Source organism: Eubacterium sp. AM46-8, assembly GCF_003466705.1.
GTDB lineage: Bacteria > Bacillota > Clostridia > Lachnospirales > Lachnospiraceae > Lachnospira.
Map to the genome: position 1 here is coordinate 25,562 of NZ_QSEU01000019.1, position 22,137 is coordinate 47,698.

Genomic DNA, 22,137 nt, shown 5'->3' on the forward strand with positions numbered 1-22,137 from the left:
ATATTATGCAATAGTTGCAAAGCAAAGCAGAGTATCCACTCTCACCTCAGCGCACAGGGCGACTCGGGTTGATATTTAAGAATTACACATAATATAGGATTGTGTTTTGATTAAAGAAAGTGGATAGCTGTGCTATTCACTTTATTTTTTTATATGGGGGTGTACCGCTATTAACGAGTTAATGATTAACGAACAGATTAGATGCAAAGAGGTTCGTGTTATTGGAGAAGAAGGACAGCAGCTTGGAGTTATGGCATTAAGAGATGCTTTAAACATGGCTAAGGATGCAGGAATAGATTTGGTAATGGTTTCGCCATCAGCTAATCCACCTGTATGCAGAATTGTAGATTATGGCAAGTTCAAGTACGAACAGCTCCGCAGGGAAAAGGAAGCTAAGAAGAAACAGAAGACAGTAGAAGTTAAGGAAGTTCGTTTATCACCTAACATCGATGTCAATGACCTTAATACTAAGTGTAACTCAGCAAGAAAGTTCATTGAGAAAGGTAACAAGGTTAAAGTATCATTAAGATTCAGAGGAAGAGAAATGGCTCATATCGACTCTACTAAGCATATATTAGAGGATTTTGCAGAAAAGCTTGGCGATATAGCTGTAATTGAGAAGGCTCCTAAGATGGAAGGCAGGAGCATGATGATGTTTTTAACTGAAAAACGTTAAAATAAATAACAACTAACAGACATTTTTAGGAGGATTATTATGCCAAAGGTAAAGACAAAAAGAGCAGCTGCAAAGCGTTTTAAAGTAACTGGAACAGGTAAGTTAAAGAGAATGAAGGCATACAAGAGCCATATTCTTACAAAGAAGTCAGCTAAGAGAAAGAGAAATCTTAGACAGGCAGCTATGACTGATGCAACTAATGTTAAGACAATGAAGAAGATTATGCCTTATCTCTAAGATTAATGGTATAACAACATTTATTTAGAGATATAGTTTAAGGAGGAATTTATAAAATGGCAAGAATTAAAGGCGGATTAAACGCAAAGAAGAAGCATAACAGAGTATTAAAGCTCGCTAAGGGTTATAGAGGAGCAAGATCTAAGCAGTACAGAGTTGCTAAGCAGTCAGTTATGAGAGCTCTTACAGAGAGTTATAAGGGCAGAAAGCAGAAGAAGAGACAGTTCAGACAGTTATGGATTGCCAGAATCAATGCTGCTGCAAGAATTAACGGACTTTCATACAGCAAGTTCATGTATGGTCTTAAGTTAGCTAATATCGATCTTAACAGAAAGGTATTATCTGAGATGGCTGTTAACGATGCAGAAGGATTTGCTAAGCTCGCAGAGGTTGCTAAGTCTAAGCTTGCATAATTGATTATATATTATATATCATTGAGATAATAGGCTGTCGTGAAAGCGGCAGTCTTTTCTTTTTAAAATGTATGATATTTCTGTGAACTAATATGAACAAATATGGATAAAATCTCTTTTATGTGATATAGTATGAAAGTCAATTTTTTACTTCTGTATAGAGAAGTAAGAGCGGAGGTCTATTGTGAGAAAAAATTTTTTAAGAAAAGCATCAATAGTTTTATTATCAGCAACAATGCTTATGGCAACTGCATGTAATAAAGAGATTGAAGTAAAATACGATTATAATGTTAATGATTATGTACAGCTTGGAAAATATGAGGATATAGCTGTAACAGTTGATAAAACTTCTATAGAAAATCAGCTTATTGATGATAAGATTGCTGAAGATATAGAGAATAATACAACTTATTCAGAAGTCAGCAGAGGTGCTGTTGATGGAGATCAGATACTTGTAACTTATGTTGCTACAAGTTCGGGTTCACAGTCAACAGGACTGTCTAATACAGATGGTGTTACAATGATACTTGGAAAAGATAAGCTTGGACTTGACATAGAAGAGCTTGATGAAGCACTCTATGGAATGAAGGCTGGAGAGACTAAGGTCATGGTAATTGATTTGCCGGAAACATATAGCAATACAGTATATGCAGGAACTAAGGTAGTGTTTGAGCTTACAATGCAGACAGTTTCACAGCCTAATGTGCCAATGCTTACTAATGCATATGTTAAGGAAACATTTGGATATGATACAATCGAAGAATATAGACAGTCAATAAAGGAATCTCTTGAAACTGATATTAATTCAAAGGTTGAGAACAAGATACAGGAAGATGTATTATCTTCTTTACAGGATACATTCAAGATAAGCAGTTATCCTGATTCACTTATGGAAGAAACAAGATCCAGACTTGAAACATCTATTGGTTTTTATGCGGATTTTTCTAAGCTTTCAAAGGATGAATATTGTCAGAAGCAGTATGGACTTTCTTTTGATGACTTTGTTAAGAAATCTGCTACACAGCAGCTTATCATGGAGGCTATAGTTAAAGACCGCAATATGACAATGAGAGAATACGATTATAAAGGTTCTCTTGATGATTTTGCGGCTGATAACGGATACTCTAATGCGGATACATTTGTTGAAAAATACGGAAAAGATAAGATTGTAAAGGCTATGCTTGTACAGAAGGCACAGGACTATGTTATTGAACATGCCAACATTTCTTATAAGTAAGGCAGGAAAGAATTTAGGTTGTGAGTGGGAACCGGCAGCATATTATTATGCTGCCGGTTCCTGTATTATTTCGTGCCTGTTGAGCCGAAGCCTCCTTCGCCTCTTTCTGTGTCGTCAAGTTCTTCTACTTCGTTGAAGTCTGCTGTGATGTATGGAGCTAAGACTATCTGTGCGATTCTGTCTTTTGGTTCTATGGTTACAGGATTATCTGAATGGTTGTGGAGGGCAACTATGATTTCACCTCTGTAGTCAGAATCTATTACGCCTACTTTGTTGGCTGGGGCAAGACCTTTTTTACATGCCATTCCGCTTCTTGCATAGATGAGGCCTACGAGGCCTGCTGGTATCTCCATTGCTATTCCTGTTTTGATGAATTCAGTTGTGCCTGGCATAACTGTTACAGCTTCTGGCATTCCTGAGTAGAGGTCTGCTCCTGCTGAGAACTCTGTTCCGTATGTTGGGATACAGGAATCTGGATTTAATTTCTTAATATTAACTTTCTGTGACATTGTGTATTCTCCTTTATATTATTAATCATACAGAAGTACGATATTACCTGATTCGAGTGATTCTTTTACAAGGATTGTCCTCTGGTTAGATGAACCCTTGAACTGAAGCATCATATCCTTCTTGTCTTCTTCATATTTGCCGTCAACTATGACGTCAATGTATTGAAGCATTTCTTTAGTTTCTTTCCATTCATTGCACATTTTTTCAACAATATCTTTGTCAAACAGATATCCTGTAAAGCACCATATACTCAGGTTAGGATATATTCTGCGTACTTCTCTCAGCAATGGAAGGAGTCCCTGCTGGTTGCTGTGTTCAAATGGTTCACCTCCTAGAAGTGTGAGACCTGTAACATAGTCTGGGGCAAGGGAATCAATGATTTCTTTGATTGTATCGTCTGTGAAGTCCCTGCCATAATTAAAATCCCATGCAATTTCGTTAAAACAACCTTTGCATCGGTGAGTGCATCCACTTACAAAAAGAGATGTACGCACCCCTGGTCCGTTAGCAATATCGCAGGTTTTTATCTCGGCATAATGCATAATATAAACCCTCTTTCTAAAAGCTGCAATAAATCTGTATTATTAGCTAATAATGACATCTTATCACATGAATTACAGAATTATGAATGCTATATTAAGACTATAGCAAATGATTTAAATCTGTTGTACAATTATAGCAGATTTGCTCGTGACAAACAATGGAGGGTACATATAATGAAAATTTATTTTGACAAGCTTTACAGGTATGACAGATTACAGGAACCGGCAGGCATAGCACTTCCTTTTAAGGAAGGAGAGCTAAAAACTGCTGACAGGATAGCTATTACACAGGATGGCAAAAAATGCATGGTTCAGCCAAAGGTTACATCAAAGCATGCAGATGGAAGCATAAGATACCTGTATGTGGATTTTCTTGCTGATATTCCGGCTAATAAGGGCGCAGTGCTTGAGTTTGAAAAAGAGTCTGATGGAAGCTGTGAAGAAAAGGGAGTATCTGTTACTCAGACTGGGCAGGGACTGTGTGTTGACACAGGCTGTGTTGCATTTACAGTAAAGAATAATTCCCAGAATATATTTGAAACACTTGATGATGGAAGAAAACATTATACCGCTCAGAATTTTGAAGGACCATATCTGAAAGATGATATGGGATTATACGACATTAATATTGGTGAATGGAAGATTATAGACGCAGGTCCTGTAAAATGTGTAATCAGAGCTAAAGGAAGTAACATTCTTAATAATAAAAAAGTTGATTTTGAGATAACACTTACATCATATGCAGCTAAGTCATGGATTGATGTTTCATACAGGATTATTAATACAACTTATGATGAGCTTCATATTAAATCACTGGTATTTTATGCAAAGCCTGATGAGACAGTCACTGCAAGTGATGATTTGTTTGATATGCACATTAATATGGGTAATGATTCTACCGGATGTGGAGATGTACTTACGGATAATTCTAAAGAGAATGGACCTGTGTATCACACAAGAGGAACCGGGGAATTAGAGATGATATCTGGTAAAGCACCTGTTTCCAATGTAAGAACACTTGTTGGAAGCTCTAATTATAAGACTGATTTCTATATTGGAAGAGATGGAGTGCAGGTTAATAAGATTATCGATGATGCATATCTTGTAAAGGAAGCAAATGAACATTTTGCAGAGGTATTCTATGGTACATTTCTTGCAGATTATACTGATGGAAATGATGGATTGTGTATAACTGTATATCAGGCACAGCAGAATTATCCGAAGGCAATTAAGGCATATGACGGCGGAGTAGCTGTTATGCTTGTTCCAGAGGATATTGGAAATGTTGTTATGCAGTCTGGTATGGCAAAGGAACAGAGATTCCTGATGCATTTCCATGAACCGGATATGCAGATGTGGGAACTTGATAACAGAAGTACAATATACCAGATGCCTGACAGACCATGCATAGCACCAGAGGAATTCAAGAAGGCAGAAGTGTGTATGGATGTATTCCCTGAACATCTTGTGGATGAAGTTGAAATCGCACTTATTGCAAGGGCTGATAACCATTCAAGATGCTACGGCATGTTGAATTGGGGCGATTCTATTGATATGGGATATACTTTACAGGGAAGAGGTGGCGGAAAACCTGTATGGAGTAATAATGAATATGATTATCCGCATTCATGTGCTCTTATGTATGCAAGAACTGGAATCAGAAGATTCCTTGACTATTTAATAGTTTCAGCAAAGCATCAGATGGATGTTGATGTATGCCATTACAGCAAGAATCCATTAAGAATAGGTGGACAGTGGGAACATACAGCAGGCCATTGTAAGAATGGAATAATGGTATGCTCACATGAATGGGTTGAAGGAGTGATTGATTACTATCATTTTACAGGTGATGAGAGAGGTCTTGAGACAGCTATAAGTATAGGTGATAACATATTAAGACTTCTGGATACACCAATGTATGCCAAACCGGGAGAAGCCAATGCGAGAGAAACTGGCTGGGCTTTACGTGCACTTGTTGCATTATATGTGGAGACAAGAGATGAAAAATGGCTTGCAAAATGTGAGTGGATTATTGACAGCTTTAAGATATGGGAAGAGGAGTATGGCAACTGGCTTGCTCCATATACGGACAATACTCTTATAAGAGTAGGATTTATGATATCAGTAGCTGCAGGAAGCGTAATGAGATATTACAGGGTATTCCCAAGAGAAGATATTAAGCAGATGCTTATAAGAGCAATTGATGATATTGTAGAGAATTGTACTCTTGACAATGGTTTGTTCTATTATAAGGAGCTTCCTTCACTTTCAAGGAATGGAAATAACACACTTCTTCTGGAATCACTGGCAATTGCGTATGAACTTACAGGTGATAAGAAATATCTTGAGTATGGTTTCAAAACATTTGAAACTAATATTAATAACACAGGAAAGGCAGGAATTGGTTCTAAAAAGGTTATAGATGATGCTGTTATTGTTTCTGGTGACAGTACGAAAGGATTTGCACAGAGTTTTATACCACTTGTTACATATTATAAGGCACTTGGAGATACAGGATTAATTAATAATGTAAAGCTGTATTGATAATTGAGATAAAGGTGCATACAGAGTTTAATACGGTGAGAGAAAGCAAACGCGTTTCGCTTGGGCGGGCTTTCTCTCACCGTTCTTTTGTATATAGCAGCATTAACGCCCTCACAGCTTGGAAAAGTCGCAGATATTTACTGGTTTTTTTATGTAATATATAGTATAATCTTTCAAAAGTGTTTGTAATTGACGGAAAGGTGGTTTTTTATGAGAATCGGAATAAGAGCACATGATGTTGCATACGCTCCATTAGAGGAGCTTATACCCAATATACATGCACAGGGTTTTCACTGTATGCATATAGCACTAAGTAAGTCTATTAAGGAGTTTAAGCCGGGCGTGGAGACTATGACACCGGGACTTGCCATGTATATAAAAGAGTTATGCACAGAGAATAAGGTTGATGTTGCAGTACTTGGTTGTTATCTTAACCTTTGCAATCCCAATCCTGAGAAGCATAAGGAGATTGTTGAGAAGTATAAGGCACATATAAGATTTGCAAGTATTCTTGGCTGTGGAGTTGTTGGTACTGAGACTGGTGCGGTTAATGAGGAGTATAAGTATGAGCCAGCTAATCACAGTGAGGAGGCTCTTCAGTGCTTTATTGATAATTTAAGACCAATAGTTAAATATGCTGAACAGTTTGGTGTTATTGTGGCAATTGAGCCTGTATGGAAGCACATTGTATACACTGTTGAACGTGCAAGAAAGGTACTTGATGCTATTGATTCACCTAATCTTCAGATTATATTTGATCCGGTTAACCTGTTATGTGTTGATAATCTTGCACAGCAGGATGAGATTATTGAGAAAGCATTTGAACTGTTATTAAAGGATATTGCTGTTGTTCACTGCAAGGATTATATTGTTGAAGGCAGTGAGCTTAAGTCAGTGGCAGCAGGTACAGGAAAGGGTAATCCGGTGACCGGAGGAGGTCTTAATTATCCACTTCTGTTAAAGAAGATTAAGGAGCATAAGCCATATGTACACTGCACACTGGAAAATACTGTTCCTGAGAATGCAGTGGCTACAAGAGAATTTATGGAAAGAACATATGCCAGTGTATAAATAATGGGCTTAAGAAAACTATAACGCTGGACAATTACCAGAGAATGGAGCACGTATGCCAGAGAATATAGAGTTACCAGGCGCAAGCCATAACAAAACTAATCAGGTTGAAAGAGCGGTGGATACACCAGCAGATTTTACAAGTCCTGAGGAATTATATAAGGATCTTATTACAGCTATAAAGAAATACCATCCATCTACAGATCTGTCTGATATCGAGAAGGCATACGAGACCGCAAGAAAGGCACATGAGGGACAGTTCAGAAAATCGGGTGAGCCTTATATAATCCACCCTTTATGTGTTGCTATTATTCTGGCTGAATTGGAGCTTGATAAAGAATCAATTATTGCAGGTCTTCTTCATGATGTTGTTGAAGATACAGTTATGACAAGTGAAGACGTTGCAAAAGAATTTGGTGATGAGGTAGCACTGTTAGTAGATGGCGTAACAAAGCTGACACAGCTTAATTACCAGCATGATAAGATTGAGGTCCAGGCAGAAAACCTTAGAAAAATGTTTCTTGCAATGGCAAAGGATATAAGAGTTATTCTTATAAAGCTTGCCGACAGACTGCATAATATGCGTACAATGCAGTATCAGTCACCGGCAAAGCAGATTGAGAAATCAAGAGAGACAATGGAAATATATGCCCCAATTGCCCATAGGTTAGGTATTTCCAAGATTAAGGTAGAACTTGATGATTTATCAATGAAATATCTGATGCCTGATGTATATAATGATCTTGTTGAACAGGTTAACTTAAACAGACCGGGCAGAGATGCATTTATAAAGAGCATAATTAAAGAAGTCGGCATGCATATAAGCAATGCCGGTATTGAGGCTGAGATAGACGGAAGAGTTAAGCATTTCTTTTCAATCTACAGAAAAATGGTTAACCAGAATAAGACGCTTGACCAGATATATGACATATTTGCAGTAAGAATCAAGGTTGACACTGTAAAAGACTGTTATGCGGCACTTGGTGTAATACACGAAATGTATAAGCCTATTCCGGGACGTTTCAAGGATTATATTGCAATGCCTAAGCCTAATAATTACCAGTCGCTTCATACAACACTTATTGCATCTAACGGACAGCCGTTTGAGATACAGATAAGAACTTACGAAATGCATAAGATTGCTGAGTATGGTATTGCAGCCCACTGGAAATATAAAGAGGGAAAGACAGGTGAGAAGGACAACCAGAGTGAGGAAGCAAAGCTTAGCTGGTTAAGACAGATTCTTGAATGGCAGAAGGAAATGTCTGATAATAAGGAATTCTTATCATCAATTAAGAATGATTTAAATCTTTTTTCAGACAGCGTATATTGTTTCACACCTTCAGGAGATGTTAAAACACTTCCAGCAGGTTCTTGTCCTATAGATTTTGCGTACAGCATACATAGTGCAGTAGGAAACAAGATGGTAGGAGCAAGAGTTAATGGAAAGCTTGTTAATATTGATTATGTCATCAAGTCAGGTGACAGAATAGAGATTATTACATCGCAGAATTCCAAAGGACCAAGCAGAGACTGGCTTTCAATAGTAAAGAGTACTCAGGCACGAAACAAGATAAACCAGTGGTTTAAGCAGGAGTTAAAGGAAGATAATATTCTTAAGGGCAAGGAAATGATTGCCAATTACTGCAAGACTAAGGGAATTGTTTTATCTGATATTACCAAACCTGAATATGTTGAAAAATGTCTTAATAAATATGGTTTTAAGGATTGGAATTCAATTCTTGCAGCAGTTGGTCATGGTGCATTAAAGGAAAGTCAGATTGTAAACAGACTTAACGAAGAACATCAAAAGACCAAGAAAGCAGAGATTACAGATAAAGACGTTCTTGAAGAAATTGTTGCGGCAGAATCTAAGGATAAGGCCAAGAAGAAGGAAGGCAAGGGTGGAATTGTTGTTAAGGGAATCCATGACGTTGCTGTGAGATTTTCAAAATGCTGTAATCCGGTTCCGGGAGATGAGATTGTCGGATTTGTTACACGAGGAAGAGGTATATCAATTCACAGAACAGACTGTGTTAATATAATCAACTTCCCAGCCAACGAGCGTGCACGTCTTATTGAAGCCGAATGGGAACAGGGACAGACTAATGATACTTATGAAGTAGAGATTAATATATTTGCTAATAACAGAACAGGACTGATTGTTGATATATCAAGAATGTTTACAGAAGCAGAAATTGATGTTAAATCCATGAACTGTCGTCTTAATAAGAAAAATGTTGCAACAATAAGCATGGGATTTGATATTCACGGAAAAGAAGAACTTAACAGAATTATAGATAAGTTAAGAAAAATAGATGGAGTTACTGATATAACCAGAACTGCAGGCTAGGAGAGATGTATGATAAAGATTGAATCAAGAGTATTAGGACCAGTAGGAACTAACTGCTATCTTATAATTAATAAAGAGAATAATGAAAGCATTATTATTGATCCGGCAGATTCGCCTGAGTCTATATATGATATGGTTGTACGTTCGGGAAGTAAGCCACAGGCAATACTTCTTACACATGGACATTTTGACCATATAGGTGCTGCCAATGAAGTGCGTGAGCATTATGGGATTAAGATATATGCATCATGTGATGAGGAGAAGCTGCTTGCTTCACCTGCAAGAAATCTTTCTAATGCATATGGAATGAGTCTTAAAGTTACAGCAGATGTGCTTCATAATGATGGGGATATTCTTGAACTTGCAGGACTTAAGATAAAAGCAATTCATACACCGGGACATACAGCAGGTGGAACATGTTATTATATTGAATCAGACAAGACACTTATGTCAGGAGATACACTTTTTGCCGGTTCAGTCGGAAGAACAGATTATCCTACAGCAAGCTCTGCTGCAATGATGGAGTCGCTTCATGACAAGCTCTGCAAGCTCCATGATGATACAAATGTATATCCCGGACATGGTGAGTTCACAACGATTGGATACGAAAAGCAGAACAATCCATTTATGTGATGCCCGCAAGAGAAAAGGAAGCAACGCGAAGCGTTATTTACTTTTCGCGGGGCATCAACGAGCAAACAGCCTGCGAAGCAGGCGGAGAAGCACGATAGTGCGGGTTTGCGAGTATGGAATCAGCAGGCGAAAAGAAACTGACGCGAAAAGGAAGCAACTATGATATATATTAAGATTGATAATGATGTATTTTATGATGATGCGGTTGTACTTGTCCGTTCATTTTATCCAAGAACTGAGGTTACAGCACTTAAAGCAGATTTTAAGCCAGAAGAGAATGATGAGATTATTACAATAGAGGTGCCGGATATCACAGGTCTTGATAAGAAGAATGCCCATGAAGTATTCAAAGACAGCTTATATAAGAGACTTTCAGAAAAGACTGGAAAGAAACTTCCGTGGGGATATCTTACAGGTGTAAGACCAAGTAAAATTGCATATACAATGCTTGAAGAAGGTGCAGCCAAAGAACAGATTAAGAAGTATTTTATGGAAAAGCATTATGCGAGTGAGGAAAAAGCAGACCTTGCCCTTACAGTAGCGAGGAAAGAACTGGATATACTTACAGATATGGATTATAAGACAGGTTACAGCCTGTACATAGGAATTCCGTTCTGCCCAAGTATCTGCCTGTACTGCTCATTTTCATCATATGCACTTGGTGCATACAAAGATTATGTTGATAATTATGTTGATGCACTTATTAAAGAGATAAGATTCGTTGCTGAATCCATGAAAGGCAGAAGACTGGATACAGTGTACATGGGTGGCGGAACACCTACAACTTTGAGTGCAGAACAGTTAGATAAAGTACTGACAGTAGTTGAAGAAGCATTTGACTTGAGCAGATGCCGCGAGCTTACTGTTGAGGCTGGAAGACCGGACAGCGTGACAACTGATAAGTTCAGAGTACTTAAGGCACATAATGTGGGAAGAATATCTATTAATCCACAGACAATGAACCAGAAAACACTTGATTTAATCGGAAGAAAGCATACGGTTGAAGATATTAAGAATGCTTATGCAATGGCAAGAGAAGCAGGACTTGATAATATCAACATGGATATGATTCTAGGACTTCCGGGAGAGGGAGTTAATGAGGTCGCTCATACTCTTAATGAAATTAAGGCTATGGGCCCAGAGAGCCTTACTGTACATTCACTTGCAATTAAGAGGGCATCAAGACTCAATATTTTGCGTGAGCAGTATGCGGAACTTTCAATAGAGAATACAGACAGTATTATCGCGATGACTGAGCAGACAGCAAGAGATCTCAACATGCAGCCTTATTATATGTACCGCCAGAAGAATATGGCAGGTAATTTTGAGAATGTTGGCTATGCAGTTCCGGGACTTGAATGTATATATAATATTCTTATTATGGAAGAGAAGCAGACGATAATTGCGTGCGGCGCAGGAGCTTCAACTAAGGTTGTGTTCCATAATGAGTCAGATGATAATCACTCAGTAAGGATTGAAAGAATTGAGAATGTTAAAGATGTCAGAAGCTATGTCGAGAGAATTGATGAGATGATTGAGAGAAAGCGGAAGTTCTTTGAGGAGAATGAGTTTTAGAAAATATATGTTCTTAGTGTAAAACTGCCATATGTAGTGCATACGTGTGGCAGAGTTTTTATGTGGTGATAATTACTAATGAACTCGTTATCTTGCGGAAATGTACATATTATGATACTATTTTATCAGTGAAATAATGGTCGGAACAATTATATATGTACAAAGGAGCTGATTAATATGCGAGGCAGAACAAGATGTTTATTAATGGTAATTATCATGAGTATATGTATGCTCGTGGGTTGTGGTACAGAGACAGCGGAAAATGCTACGACGAAATCTGTAACACAGTCAACAGTTTCCGTTAGTAAAGAACAGACAACACAGAGCGTTGTCAACACAGAAAAAGTCACTAAAGAAAAGACTACAGAGGCAGTAACTGAGAAGACAGAAGCTGCTGCACCTCAGGTTGAGGAGAAACAGCAGGCAGTAGAGGAACCAGTGGTTCCTAACAATTCTGGTAGTTCTACAATGGTATGGATTCCTAAATCTGGAAAGAAGTACCATAGAAGCAGTTCATGCAGTAATATGAAGAATCCGAGTCAGGTTACGCTAGAGAAAGCACAAAGCCTTGGCTATACGCCATGTAGTAAATGTTATTAATATTATAAGACTATTGGAGAGAAATAATGAGTAAGAAGTGTTATAATGTGTAGCAAAAGGATTTTACAATTATTCTGATGGCAGAGACAGGATAGCAACTGGGGAGAGAGATGAAAAGTTCCTTGAAGTCTATCATGCACTGTATGAGGATAAATAAATATTAATCAGGAGGATTATTAATGAAGGTAGCAGTAACATACGAGAATGGTCAGGTTTTTCAGCATTTCGGACATTCTGAGAGCTTTAAGATTTATGAGACAGAAGGAAAGAATATTGTCCGTGCAGAGGTAATTGGCACTGATGGAGCTGGTCATAGCGCATTGGCAGCTGTTCTTAAGGATAAAGGTGTAGATGTTCTTATATGTGGTGGAATTGGTAACGGTGCAGTCACAGCACTTTCAGAAGCTGGAATTGATGTATATTCAGGAGCAGATGGAGAAGCAGATGCAGCAGTTGAGGAATATCTTAATGGCGATTTAACATCAGCAGGAGTTAATTGTGACCATCATCATGATCATGAAGAAGGTCATGGTTGCGGACACTGTGGAAGCCATGAAGATGAAGAGTCAGGTTGCGGACATTGTGGAAGTGATGAAGGTGAATCAGACTGCGGAAGTGGTTGTGGCGGCTGCGGCGGTGGCTGTGGTACATTTACACCATCATTTGAAGGACCTAATGTGGGAAAGAAGGTAAAGGTTCATTATAAAGGAACACTTAACGATGGAACACAGTTTGATTCTTCTTACGACAGAGGTGAACCGCTTGAATTTACTTGTGGAGCAGGAATGATGATTCAGGGCTTTGACAAGGCTGTTGCAACAATGAATGTCGGAGACGTTATTGATGTTCATCTTATGCCAGAGGAGGCGTATGGAGAAGCCGATCCAAGAGCGTTCATAACACTGCCTATAAGCGAGCTTCCGGGTGCAGAAGAACTTAAAGTTGATGATAAGGTGTATCTTCAGAATATGTATGGACAGCCATTCCCGGCAAGGGTTGCTGCTTTAACTGATACAGATATCACATTTGACGCTAATCATGAGATGGCAGGAAAAGAACTGAATTTCAGGATTGAGCTTGTAGAAGTTTTATAATTGAATAATATTAAGATACCGGCTGGTACAGCTAAATGCAGTATCAGCCGGTTATTTTATTGTCTGGAAACAAGCTCTTTAGTCAGCCGTATCCATTCTTTCAGTTCTTTCCGGTTTTCATCTTCCTTGCGGAAGGCGGCTGAGAATGGTATACGCATGTCTGGGTCGCCAACCTGTAATATAACTGAATCAGGTGAAAGCTTCATTGAAGTAAGATAACTATTTAGTGTAAATGCAATTCCATATCCCTGTTCAGCAAGTCGGATTCCTGCGTCAATACTGCTTATCTTATAGGTAAGCTCTGGCAGGACATCAGCATAGAAAAGGGCGTCTTCTTCAAGCTGTCTTATACTCTGGTTGCTGTGCTGCAGGATGAATCTTTCTTTTCTTACATGTGCAAGATCAAGCCATGGATAGATGCATGATTCTTTAGACTCTGCGAAAGATACAGCAGGGTGGCTTTTGGGAAGAATGGCAACAAGACAGTCTTCATATATGATTTCATAGGAAAGTCTGGTGTTGCTCACGCTGTTATATCCAAAGAACATATCAAGGTCACCGGCAAGAAGCTGCTCTTCATGGTCTGAGAGATGTCCGTCAATGGCATATACAACTGACTGTGGATACAGTCTGTTAAATGCAGTCATAACAGAAGGAAAGAGAGACTCAACCTGACGTACCATGTAACCAATGCGGAGTTTAACAGCCACATTTTTGCCAATATCAATCATGCGGTCCTCAAGTTCAAAGCATTTCATAGTAATATCTCTGGCAGATTTCACGAATTCTTCGCCTGCATATGTAAGAATCATGCGGCGGCCTTTTCTTTCAAAAAGCTGTATGCCAAGTGAAGTTTCAAGCTGTTTAAGATGTATGCTCAAAGCCGGCTGCGACAAGAACAGAGCATTGGCGGCCTTGGTAAGATTTCCGTAATTAGCAATTGTAAGAACATATTGCATGTCTTTTTCAGTAATCATATGAATTCCCTTTCTAAAATAGTGCATGTTTCAATAATAATGTAATAATTATACATAATTAAAATGTATCAATCAATCGAAACTATAAATTAGATTTATACTTTCGATAAAAACATACAATTTTATTTTTAGTATGATTTATATTAAAATGTATAAAAATATAAATTTGTTATGGGAGAAAATTTCATGGAAACAAAAGCAAAGAAAAAATGGAAAACGCCACATACATTTGTAATACTTGTGGTAATTATTCTTATTGCTGCAGCGGCAACATATATTGTGCCGGCAGGCGAGTTTACAAGATTTAAAGATGCCGCAACAGGCAAGACTTTAGTTGAAGCTGGAAGTTATCACAGAATAGCATCAAGTCCGCTTAATCCGTTAAAGATTCCTTCAGCAATCTATACCGGAATTGTGAAATCAGCGTCAACAATTACATTTATGCTGATAATCGGCGGAGCTTTTCAGGTAATTACATCAACAGGCGCACTTACAGCGTTATGCAAGAAGTTATCTAAGACATTTTCTAAGCACAAATATGTTGTAATCCCTGTATTTTTGACATTATTTTCTATATTCGGATTCACAATGGGAATGTCATCAGAGGTTATGATATTCGTTCCTATCGGAATTACACTTGCGTTATTCTTAGGGCTTGATAAAGTTACAGGAACAGCAATGATTGCACTCGGTGCAGCGGTTGGATTCACAGCCGGATTACTTAATCCGTTCAATGTAGGAGTTGCGCAGGATATAGCAGAATTGCAGTTGTTCTCAGGAATGGCTTACAGAGTATTCATTCTTGTTGTGCTTCTTGCTGCTACAAGTGCATACATAATCTGCTATGCAAGAAAGGTTGCAGCACATCCTGAAAAAAGCGTAATATATGGAATTCCTGAAGACCAGGAGTACACATTTGACAATGCAACAGACACAATTACGGTAAGACAGATTGCAGTTCTTGTTGTTATGGCACTTGGTTTTGGAATACTTATATATGGCCTTTCAAAGAAGGGCTGGTACTTTGAAGAAATGTCAGGCCTGTTCATATTTATGGGTGTAATATGCGGATTTATCAGCGGTTACGGTCCTAGCAGAATTGCAAGGGAATTCGGAGAAGGTGCTAAAGGCATTATTGTAGGATGTCTTATAATCGGAATTGCCCGTACAGTTGAGGTAATATTAAGTGATGCCAATATTCTTGATACTATTGTGTATGGAATTGTTAATATTGTAAATGTTATGCCAGATTCAATTAAGGCTGTCGGCATGTTCTTATGTCAGTCACTTATTAACTGCGTAATCGTGTCAGGAACAGGTCAGGCAGCAGTTACAATGCCACTTATGGTGCCGGTTTCAGACCTTGTAGGAATATCAAGACAGACATCAGTACTTGCGTTCCAGTTAGGAGACGGATTCTCTAACTCAGTACTTCCAATGTCATCATCACTTATGGGATATCTTGCTGTATCAAAGATTCCATACAGTAAATGGCTTAAGTTCATGATGCCTCTGTTCCTTATATGGACAGCACTTGGATGTCTGTTTATGCTTGGTGCATTAATGATTGGATATTAGAATTGATTAGGAGCAGATATTATGTCAGACGATATTAAGAAGCAGCTTGGGGCGGTTATTGACAGCTATAAAGAAGATTTATGCCAGATGTCAGATGAGATATTCGACCTTGCGGAGATAAGCGAGGAAGAGTACAAGACATCTGATATATTGTGCAGTTATCTTGAAAAAGAAGGATTTGCGGTAGAGCGTGGAACAGGACTTGAAACAGCATTCAGGGCAACATGGGATAATGGAAGTGACGGACCGGTGATTGGAATTCTTGTTGAATATGACGCTCTTGAAAAAATCGGACATGCGTGTGGACATCATCTTCAGGGACCTGCCGGAATAGGGGCAGCGATCGCAGTAAAGAACTGCCTTCAGGATTATCCATGCAGGCTTGTTGTGTATGGAACTCCGGCAGAGGAAACTCTTGGCGGTAAGATAATTATGCTCGATAAAGGTTATATGAAAGAGCTTGACCTTGCATTTATGTCGCATGGTTCGCCTAATACATCAGTAGATGAAAAATGTATGGCACTCGAGAATTTTGTGGTAACATTCCACGGAGTAAAAAGCCATGCTGCAATAAGTCCAGAAGAAGGACGCAGCGCATTTGATGCAGCGTTATTATCATTCCATGCAATTGAGATGTTAAGAGAGCATGTTAAAGATGACACAAGAATGCATTACACAATCCGTAATGCAGGTGGTCCTCCAAATGTAGTTCCGGATCTTACTGTTGCAGAATATACACTCCGTTCATACAGCACGAAATACCTTGATGAAGTTGTAGAGAGATTCTACAACATTTTAAAAGGTGCTGCGCTTATGACTGGAACAACATATGAGGTTCAGAGAGACCTTCCATTCAAGAGCAAGGTTGTGTGCCATAAGGTCAATGATCTGCTTATGGCAAATGCAGCATATGAGAATGCCCCATCGATTGCGCCACCACGCGAAAGGACTGGCTCAACAGATTTTGGCAATGTGTTATATGAAGTTCCAGGCTCATGTATAAGAATTGCATTCACAGACAAGGATGCAAAGCCACATTCAGAAGCTTATCTTAAAGCGGGAAAGAGTGATGCAGCGCATAATGCCATAGTATATGCAGCAAAGATAATGGCTGATTCAATATGCGATGTTCTTGTTAATCCTGAGCTTCTTGCGCAGATAAAGCAGGAGTTTGAGGTGGCGAGAGAAAAAGGCTGATTAGTGGGTTTAGCGATAATATTGAATTGAATTAATAGAGTTGTAATCAGGCGGAGGAGAAATCCAAAGCCTGATTTTTATGAATAATTAAAAATAAAGTAAATAAAAATTGACAAAATTAATAGAGGTGTATAATATTATTGATGTAAGGAGATGATATTATGCCTAAAAAATCTATAGTGTTATTACCGGAAACATTGAACATACTAGAACAGATGGGATTACAAATAAAATATGCAAGATTAAGAAGAAAAATATCAGCAGAAATTGTTGCTGAGCGAGCTGGGATAAGCAGGGCAACATTATGTGCTATAGAGAAGGGATCACCTTCAGTTGCTATGGGGTGTTATGCAGCAGTTTTACATGCATTGAATTACATGGATAAAGATTTATTATTAGTAGCTAAAGATGATGAGCTAGGAAGAAAGCTGCAGGATTTGGATTTGCATGTACAAAAGAGGGTAAGAAAAAAGAGGTGAATGTAAATGAATGGGGAAAGAATAATATATGTTTATGCAGATTTTTTACCTTATGATAAACAATTAATAGGAAAATTATATGCTTCTATGGCAAGAGGTAAGGAGTTTTATTCATTTGAATATGATGAAAAATGGCTTGAACAATCTACGACTTTTATAGATCCGGATTTACAATTGTATAATGGCAGACAATATGTGAATGATGATAAAAATATTTTTGGCGTTTTTGCAGATTCATGTCCTGACAGATGGGGAAGACTGCTTATGAAAAGGAGAGAGGCCATCAGGGCAAAAAAAGCTGATGAAAAACCAAGGAAACTGGTGGAAAGTGATTATCTTTTAGGAGTGTATGATAAAGCAAGAATGGGGGGATTAAGATTTAAAACATATCCAGAAGAAGAATTTTTATCAGATGATAAAGAACTTGCAACACCTCCGTGGACATCACTTCGACAATTAGAACAGGCATCTATATCATTTGAAAATGATGATAATGCTTTAGAAGAAAAGTGGCTTAGGCAATTAATTGCGCCAGGTTCATCTTTGGGAGGAGCAAGACCTAAAGCATCAGTAATGGCACCAGATGGAGCGTTGTGGATAGCAAAATTTCCATCAAAGCATGATGAGTTTAATTCAGGTGCATGGGAGATGGTTGTACATGAATTAGCAAAAATGTGTGGTCTGAATGTGCCAGAAGCTAAGTTGGAAAAGTTTTCTAAAACAGGAAGTACATTTTTAGTTAAAAGATTTGACAGAGATGGTGAACAGAGAATACATTTTTCATCTGCGATGACAATGCTGGGGAAAAAGGATGGTGCAGGAAGTATAGATGGAAGCAGCTATTTAGAGATAGCATCTTTTTTAAGGGCTAATGGAGCTAAAGCAAAAGAAGATTTGGCTGAGTTATGGCGAAGAATAGTTTTTAGTATGGCGGTATCTAATACGGATGATCATTTTAGAAATCATGGCTTTATATTAACAGAAGATGGTTGGAGACTTTCACCAATGTACGATGTTAATCCTGATATATATGGGGAAAATCTTTCTTTAAATGTAGATGAATATGATTCAAGTATTGATTTTAATCTAGCAATAGAAGCATCTTCATATTATGGTTTGTCATCAAAAGAAGCAGAAGATAGAGTAGATGAGATTAAGAAGATTGTAAAAAATAACTGGCAGAGACTGGCTAAGGATTATGATATAAGCAGGGGACAGATAGAAAAAATGAAACCTGCATTCAGAGAATGTGAATATTAAAATACAGATGCATCAGGCGTAGGAGAAATCCAAAGCCTGATTTTTTATAATTTGTAAGCATAAAAAATTGTATAGACACAATATGTCTGACTTGAATGCTATTCTTAATATACAAACAACCTGTATTTACAGTCGATTTATGTACAGATGAAAGGAGACATTTATTATGGGATTTTTCTGGGCTAATGTGAAAGCTAATATTGAAGGAGCAGTTGCAAATGCAAAAATGCATTACTATGAGGATAAGCTGAGAAGCGACGACTATGATGAAGACGAAGAAGAAGATTATAATGAGGTGCAGAAGGAATATAACGCGGACAGCATAGAAGATAGTCCCGTTGCTAATATCCAAAATAACTGGAAATCAATATTATTAGTTCTTCAGACAGAATATAATATTCAGGATATACAGATGAGTACATGGATTAAGCCACTCAGGGTAGAAAATGTGGAAGATAATATTTTGAATTTATCTTTTAGAAATGCTGATGATAACGAACAAGAACATAATATGAATGTAAAATATGTACAGAAAAGATTTGCAGATTTATTATCAGATGCAATTGCTGAATATATGGATACTCAATATGTAGTGAAGATTAATTAAATGGATGATGCATCAGGCGGAGGAGAAATCCAAAGCCTGATTTTTTATAAAATAAAATAATATGACAATAAGTGTCTGACATAACTGGTATTATTTAAAGGAAATAGGCTGGGAGTAATTATGTAGGCAGCTGGAACACCATAAATTATATACAGGATGGAATAATTATGCAGAATGAATTAGAAGGATTATATAACATGCTTGTAAGTCAGACAGATATAATGAAAAATGTGGATGAATTAGTAGAAAAACAGATTGAACATGAGCTGATGCAGTTCAAAGAACTGGCAACATGGAGCGATTATGAATGTGAGCGTGATAAATATATGGCAGTTGCTGAAGTTGCGAAAAAAGAAAGCTTCATGGCAGGATTTAACTATGCAGTGAGATTACTTGAGGGCACGCACAACCCTTAAGACACGTTCCTTTTCTTCATCAGAAAGAGACTGGATCTCTTTCATGATTTCCCTGTCGATTGAAGAATAATCTCCAGTATATTCACCGGATAACACATAATCTACAGTTACACCTAGTGCATTACATATATAGATAAGTGTAGGCAGGGAAACTTTCACACGGTTATTTTCAATATTGCTTATATGAGAAGTATTGACCTCAGCAGCACTGGCAACAGCGTCCTGTGGCAAACCTTTAGATAAGCGTATTTCTTTCAACTTCTTTCCAATACTTTCAAAATCAATATCTTTCATGAAATCCCTCGCTATAAAGATGATAAATACAATACACATAATTGTAATATTGATTAGCTGATGATATAATTATCTACAACTAAAATAAAATTAGTCACGGACAATTAAAAATGTTTTTTAAAATAAAAAGATAAAATATGGCACTAAGACATATAATGTCCGACCTGTCCGTTATCATTAATACATAAAAGAGAAGCAAAATGAGGAGGCATAAGATGAGCGACAATAATAATGTTGAAAATGATAACGAGAGTGATTATGTATATCTGAAAAGGCCATATCTATTCAATATCAGATATAACTCAAGACAGGTGTGGAATAAATTACCGGAAGAAGAAAAGACTCCATATGCTAATTACGAAGAGTATTATGAAGAATGCAGGCTGATAAAGTTAAGAAGCATAGGATATCCAATTCTGGCAATTGTTTATCTGTTTTTATTCGTGGTTATGTTGCTGTATATTATATATGTGTTTACAGGATTTAATATATTTTCATTTATTGTATAGTGAATTAATATTAGAACTTATATTTGTGAAAATGTTGCATAAAAATTCACATAAATTGATTTTATATTAGCATTTTCTACAACAAAGTGCTAAAATATTAACAGCTTAAATCGTGAAATATTGCATTACATTATCTTACTGAAATGAGGAGAATGACATATGGAGAATGACTACAACGATAAAGTAAGCCGTGTACTAAACTTGTATCAACGTTTTATGGAAGGAGAAGTAGTTGACAAAGAAGTTGAAGCTGCCAGATATGGTGTATCTGAGCGATTCATTCAGCGTGATATAAGTGCAATTAATAATTTCTTTGAACAGGAAGCTGGAAAGAGCGGAGTAATCAACACAATCGAATATGACAAGAAGAAAGGCGGACATTATCTCAATCAGATATACAAAACAAAGCTGACAAACAGCGAGATACTTGCAATATGCAAGATACTGCTGGACAGCAGGGCGTTTACGAGAAAAAAGATGCAACATATTCTTGGCATACTGGTTGACCGTTGTGCACCACAAGAGGGGAAAGTGATAGTACAGGATTTAATTAAAAATGAGGAGTTCCATTACATAGAACTGACAAACAAATCAGAGTTTGTAGATAAGATGTGGGATATTGGACTTGCAATAAGAAATTGCAATTATCTGGAACTTGAATATAAGAAAAGTACTAATAATAAAGTGGTTAAGCGGAGAGTAAAGCCTGTTGCAATAATGTTTTCAGAATTCTACTTCTATCTTACAGCTTTTATAGATGATGAAAAAATCAAGGCGAATTTTCAAGTGATAGATGATGCGTTTCCAACAATCTACAGAATTGACAGGATAGCTGACTATAAGGTGCTTGATGAGCATTTTAAGATACCTTACAGTGATAGATTTGAAGAGGGAGAATTTCGCAAGAGAGTACAGTTTATGTATGGCGGCAAGCTCAAGAAAATCAAATTCAAGTACAAAGGTGGAAGCATTGAGGCAGTTCTTGACCGCCTACCTACAGCAAAGATTCTTGATAAAAAAGATGGCGTATACACCGTATCCGCTGAGGTATTCGGTGAGGGGATTAATGTGTGGCTGAGGAGTCAGGGAGAGAATGTGGAAGTGGTGGAGTGAGATGAACAGATACAATGAATAAAATTAAAGTGAAAGATATTGAATATAGGCTGGAGAGTATTGAAAAAATACTAAAATTGTTAGTAGCTAATAGTTTGGTAGATGATTTAAACAGAAGTATAAATTATGCTAATAGTTTGGTAGATGATTTAAACAGAAGTATAAATTATGAATGTGAAGATAAAATAGAAGCTTCAAGAAGAACTTATAGAATTATTATAT

At 37.5% G+C, this 22,137-nt stretch carries 24 protein-coding genes; 20 read left to right on the forward strand and 4 right to left on the reverse strand.

Features of this window, described 5'->3' with window-relative positions; all coding sequences use genetic code 11:
- Nucleotides 1-181 precede the first annotated feature (181 nt).
- From infC to DW963_RS12045, 4 genes are all read left to right on the forward strand, one after another.
- Complete coding sequence (gene infC / locus DW963_RS12030) at nt 182-676, forward strand: translation initiation factor IF-3 (protein ID WP_117916041.1); 495 nt, start codon at nt 182-184, stop codon at nt 674-676.
- A 39-nt stretch (nt 677-715) separates the two neighbouring features.
- Entirely contained in the window at nt 716-913 is a 198-nt protein-coding gene (gene rpmI / locus DW963_RS12035) for a 50S ribosomal protein L35 (RefSeq protein ID WP_022097931.1), read from the forward strand.
- Nucleotides 914-969: 56 nt separating this feature from the next.
- Nucleotides 970-1,326 (forward strand): 50S ribosomal protein L20, encoded by a 357-nt coding sequence (gene rplT / locus DW963_RS12040; protein WP_012740768.1) that lies wholly within the window; start codon nt 970-972, stop codon nt 1,324-1,326.
- A 184-nt stretch (nt 1,327-1,510) separates the two neighbouring features.
- Entirely contained in the window at nt 1,511-2,563 is a 1,053-nt protein-coding gene (locus DW963_RS12045) for an FKBP-type peptidyl-prolyl cis-trans isomerase (protein ID WP_286169366.1), read from the forward strand.
- Between the two features lie 65 nt (nt 2,564-2,628).
- On the opposite strand, the gene dut is transcribed toward DW963_RS12045, so the two are convergent.
- Together dut and nrdG are read right to left on the reverse strand one after the other, a co-directional pair.
- Nucleotides 2,629-3,072: a dUTP diphosphatase gene (dut, locus tag DW963_RS12050; protein ID WP_117916043.1), complete on the reverse strand. Its 444-nt coding sequence runs from the start codon at nt 3,070-3,072 to the stop codon at nt 2,629-2,631.
- Nucleotides 3,073-3,093: 21 nt separating this feature from the next.
- A complete protein-coding gene (gene nrdG, locus DW963_RS12055) occupies nt 3,094-3,615 on the reverse strand; it encodes an anaerobic ribonucleoside-triphosphate reductase activating protein (protein WP_117916045.1) in 522 nt (173 codons plus the stop codon).
- 174 nt (nt 3,616-3,789) lie between these two features.
- On the opposite strand from nrdG, the gene DW963_RS12060 reads away from it, so the two are divergent.
- From DW963_RS12060 to DW963_RS12090, 7 genes are all read left to right on the forward strand, one after another.
- A complete protein-coding gene (locus DW963_RS12060; RefSeq protein WP_117916075.1) occupies nt 3,790-6,159 on the forward strand; it encodes a beta-L-arabinofuranosidase domain-containing protein in 2,370 nt (789 codons plus the stop codon).
- 210 nt (nt 6,160-6,369) lie between these two features.
- A complete protein-coding gene (locus DW963_RS12065; protein ID WP_117916048.1) occupies nt 6,370-7,230 on the forward strand; it encodes a sugar phosphate isomerase/epimerase family protein in 861 nt (286 codons plus the stop codon).
- A 55-nt stretch (nt 7,231-7,285) separates the two neighbouring features.
- On the forward strand, nt 7,286-9,583 hold the full coding sequence (locus tag DW963_RS12070; RefSeq protein WP_117916050.1) for a RelA/SpoT family protein: 2,298 nt from the start codon (nt 7,286-7,288) through the stop codon (nt 9,581-9,583).
- A gap of 9 nt (nt 9,584-9,592) precedes the next feature.
- Nucleotides 9,593-10,216 (forward strand): MBL fold metallo-hydrolase, encoded by a 624-nt coding sequence (locus DW963_RS12075; protein WP_117916052.1) that lies wholly within the window; start codon nt 9,593-9,595, stop codon nt 10,214-10,216.
- A gap of 159 nt (nt 10,217-10,375) precedes the next feature.
- Nucleotides 10,376-11,791 (forward strand): coproporphyrinogen dehydrogenase HemZ, encoded by a 1,416-nt coding sequence (gene hemZ / locus DW963_RS12080; RefSeq protein WP_117916054.1) that lies wholly within the window; start codon nt 10,376-10,378, stop codon nt 11,789-11,791.
- A gap of 177 nt (nt 11,792-11,968) precedes the next feature.
- Entirely contained in the window at nt 11,969-12,391 is a 423-nt protein-coding gene (locus tag DW963_RS12085; protein WP_117916055.1) for a hypothetical protein, read from the forward strand.
- 179 nt (nt 12,392-12,570) lie between these two features.
- Nucleotides 12,571-13,485, forward strand: a complete 915-nt coding sequence (locus tag DW963_RS12090) for an FKBP-type peptidyl-prolyl cis-trans isomerase (protein WP_117916057.1) — start codon at nt 12,571-12,573, stop codon at nt 13,483-13,485.
- Nucleotides 13,486-13,541: 56 nt separating this feature from the next.
- Here DW963_RS12090 and DW963_RS12095 read toward each other — a convergent pair whose 3' ends face one another.
- Complete coding sequence (locus tag DW963_RS12095; protein ID WP_286169367.1) at nt 13,542-14,462, reverse strand: LysR family transcriptional regulator; 921 nt, start codon at nt 14,460-14,462, stop codon at nt 13,542-13,544.
- Nucleotides 14,463-14,648: 186 nt separating this feature from the next.
- Between DW963_RS12095 and DW963_RS12100 the strand changes: the two genes are divergently transcribed.
- The 6 genes from DW963_RS12100 (at nt 14,649) to DW963_RS12125 (ending at nt 19,999) form a co-directional block, all read left to right on the forward strand.
- A complete protein-coding gene (locus tag DW963_RS12100; RefSeq protein ID WP_055214307.1) occupies nt 14,649-16,040 on the forward strand; it encodes a YfcC family protein in 1,392 nt (463 codons plus the stop codon).
- Between the two features lie 21 nt (nt 16,041-16,061).
- Nucleotides 16,062-17,237, forward strand: a complete 1,176-nt coding sequence (locus DW963_RS12105; protein ID WP_117916063.1) for a M20 family metallopeptidase — start codon at nt 16,062-16,064, stop codon at nt 17,235-17,237.
- Nucleotides 17,238-17,398: 161 nt separating this feature from the next.
- Nucleotides 17,399-17,716, forward strand: a complete 318-nt coding sequence (locus tag DW963_RS12110; RefSeq protein WP_117916065.1) for a helix-turn-helix domain-containing protein — start codon at nt 17,399-17,401, stop codon at nt 17,714-17,716.
- A 6-nt stretch (nt 17,717-17,722) separates the two neighbouring features.
- Entirely contained in the window at nt 17,723-18,976 is a 1,254-nt protein-coding gene (locus DW963_RS12115; RefSeq protein ID WP_117916067.1) for a type II toxin-antitoxin system HipA family toxin, read from the forward strand.
- A 166-nt stretch (nt 18,977-19,142) separates the two neighbouring features.
- Complete coding sequence (locus tag DW963_RS12120; protein WP_117916069.1) at nt 19,143-19,583, forward strand: hypothetical protein; 441 nt, start codon at nt 19,143-19,145, stop codon at nt 19,581-19,583.
- A gap of 167 nt (nt 19,584-19,750) precedes the next feature.
- Nucleotides 19,751-19,999 carry a hypothetical protein gene (locus tag DW963_RS12125; RefSeq protein ID WP_055214303.1) on the forward strand — a complete coding sequence of 83 codons (249 nt, stop codon included), beginning with the start codon at nt 19,751-19,753 and terminating at the stop codon, nt 19,997-19,999.
- Here the strand turns inward: DW963_RS12125 and DW963_RS12130 are convergent.
- Nucleotides 19,973-20,293, reverse strand: a complete 321-nt coding sequence (locus DW963_RS12130) for a helix-turn-helix domain-containing protein (protein WP_055287675.1) — start codon at nt 20,291-20,293, stop codon at nt 19,973-19,975. The genes DW963_RS12125 and DW963_RS12130 overlap by 27 nt on opposite strands.
- A gap of 215 nt (nt 20,294-20,508) precedes the next feature.
- Between DW963_RS12130 and DW963_RS12135 the strand changes: the two genes are divergently transcribed.
- The 3 genes from DW963_RS12135 to DW963_RS12145 form a co-directional block, all read left to right on the forward strand.
- Nucleotides 20,509-20,802, forward strand: a complete 294-nt coding sequence (locus DW963_RS12135; RefSeq protein WP_117916071.1) for a hypothetical protein — start codon at nt 20,509-20,511, stop codon at nt 20,800-20,802.
- Nucleotides 20,803-20,961: 159 nt separating this feature from the next.
- A complete protein-coding gene (locus DW963_RS12140) occupies nt 20,962-21,915 on the forward strand; it encodes a helix-turn-helix transcriptional regulator (protein WP_117916072.1) in 954 nt (317 codons plus the stop codon).
- 14 nt (nt 21,916-21,929) lie between these two features.
- A partial coding sequence (locus DW963_RS12145; RefSeq protein WP_147347602.1) for a hypothetical protein occupies nt 21,930-22,137 on the forward strand: 208 nt, incomplete at its 3' end.

Bases quoted from the DNA above. Each gene is read 5' to 3' on its own strand.
- DW963_RS12105 (WP_117916063.1), top strand. From the start codon at position 16,062: ATGTCAGACGATATTAAGAAGCAGCTTGGGGCGGTTATTGACAGCTAT.
- DW963_RS12060 (WP_117916075.1), top strand. From the start codon at position 3,790: ATGAAAATTTATTTTGACAAGCTTTACAGGTATGACAGATTACAGGAA.
- DW963_RS12125 (WP_055214303.1), top strand. From the start codon at position 19,751: ATGCAGAATGAATTAGAAGGATTATATAACATGCTTGTAAGTCAGACA.
- DW963_RS12135 (WP_117916071.1), top strand. From the start codon at position 20,509: ATGAGCGACAATAATAATGTTGAAAATGATAACGAGAGTGATTATGTA.
- DW963_RS12075 (WP_117916052.1), top strand. From the start codon at position 9,593: ATGATAAAGATTGAATCAAGAGTATTAGGACCAGTAGGAACTAACTGC.
- dut (WP_117916043.1), bottom strand. From the start codon at position 3,072: ATGTCACAGAAAGTTAATATTAAGAAATTAAATCCAGATTCCTGTATC.
- DW963_RS12110 (WP_117916065.1), top strand. From the start codon at position 17,399: ATGCCTAAAAAATCTATAGTGTTATTACCGGAAACATTGAACATACTA.
- DW963_RS12095 (WP_286169367.1), bottom strand. From the start codon at position 14,462: ATGATTACTGAAAAAGACATGCAATATGTTCTTACAATTGCTAATTAC.
- hemZ (WP_117916054.1), top strand. From the start codon at position 10,376: ATGATATATATTAAGATTGATAATGATGTATTTTATGATGATGCGGTT.
- DW963_RS12090 (WP_117916057.1), top strand. From the start codon at position 12,571: ATGAAGGTAGCAGTAACATACGAGAATGGTCAGGTTTTTCAGCATTTC.
- DW963_RS12120 (WP_117916069.1), top strand. From the start codon at position 19,143: ATGGGATTTTTCTGGGCTAATGTGAAAGCTAATATTGAAGGAGCAGTT.
- DW963_RS12085 (WP_117916055.1), top strand. From the start codon at position 11,969: ATGCGAGGCAGAACAAGATGTTTATTAATGGTAATTATCATGAGTATA.
- rplT (WP_012740768.1), top strand. From the start codon at position 970: ATGGCAAGAATTAAAGGCGGATTAAACGCAAAGAAGAAGCATAACAGA.
- DW963_RS12140 (WP_117916072.1), top strand. From the start codon at position 20,962: ATGGAGAATGACTACAACGATAAAGTAAGCCGTGTACTAAACTTGTAT.
- infC (WP_117916041.1), top strand. From the start codon at position 182: ATGATTAACGAACAGATTAGATGCAAAGAGGTTCGTGTTATTGGAGAA.
- DW963_RS12130 (WP_055287675.1), bottom strand. From the start codon at position 20,293: ATGAAAGATATTGATTTTGAAAGTATTGGAAAGAAGTTGAAAGAAATA.
- DW963_RS12115 (WP_117916067.1), top strand. From the start codon at position 17,723: ATGAATGGGGAAAGAATAATATATGTTTATGCAGATTTTTTACCTTAT.
- nrdG (WP_117916045.1), bottom strand. From the start codon at position 3,615: ATGCATTATGCCGAGATAAAAACCTGCGATATTGCTAACGGACCAGGG.
- DW963_RS12065 (WP_117916048.1), top strand. From the start codon at position 6,370: ATGAGAATCGGAATAAGAGCACATGATGTTGCATACGCTCCATTAGAG.
- DW963_RS12100 (WP_055214307.1), top strand. From the start codon at position 14,649: ATGGAAACAAAAGCAAAGAAAAAATGGAAAACGCCACATACATTTGTA.
- DW963_RS12070 (WP_117916050.1), top strand. From the start codon at position 7,286: ATGCCAGAGAATATAGAGTTACCAGGCGCAAGCCATAACAAAACTAAT.
- rpmI (WP_022097931.1), top strand. From the start codon at position 716: ATGCCAAAGGTAAAGACAAAAAGAGCAGCTGCAAAGCGTTTTAAAGTA.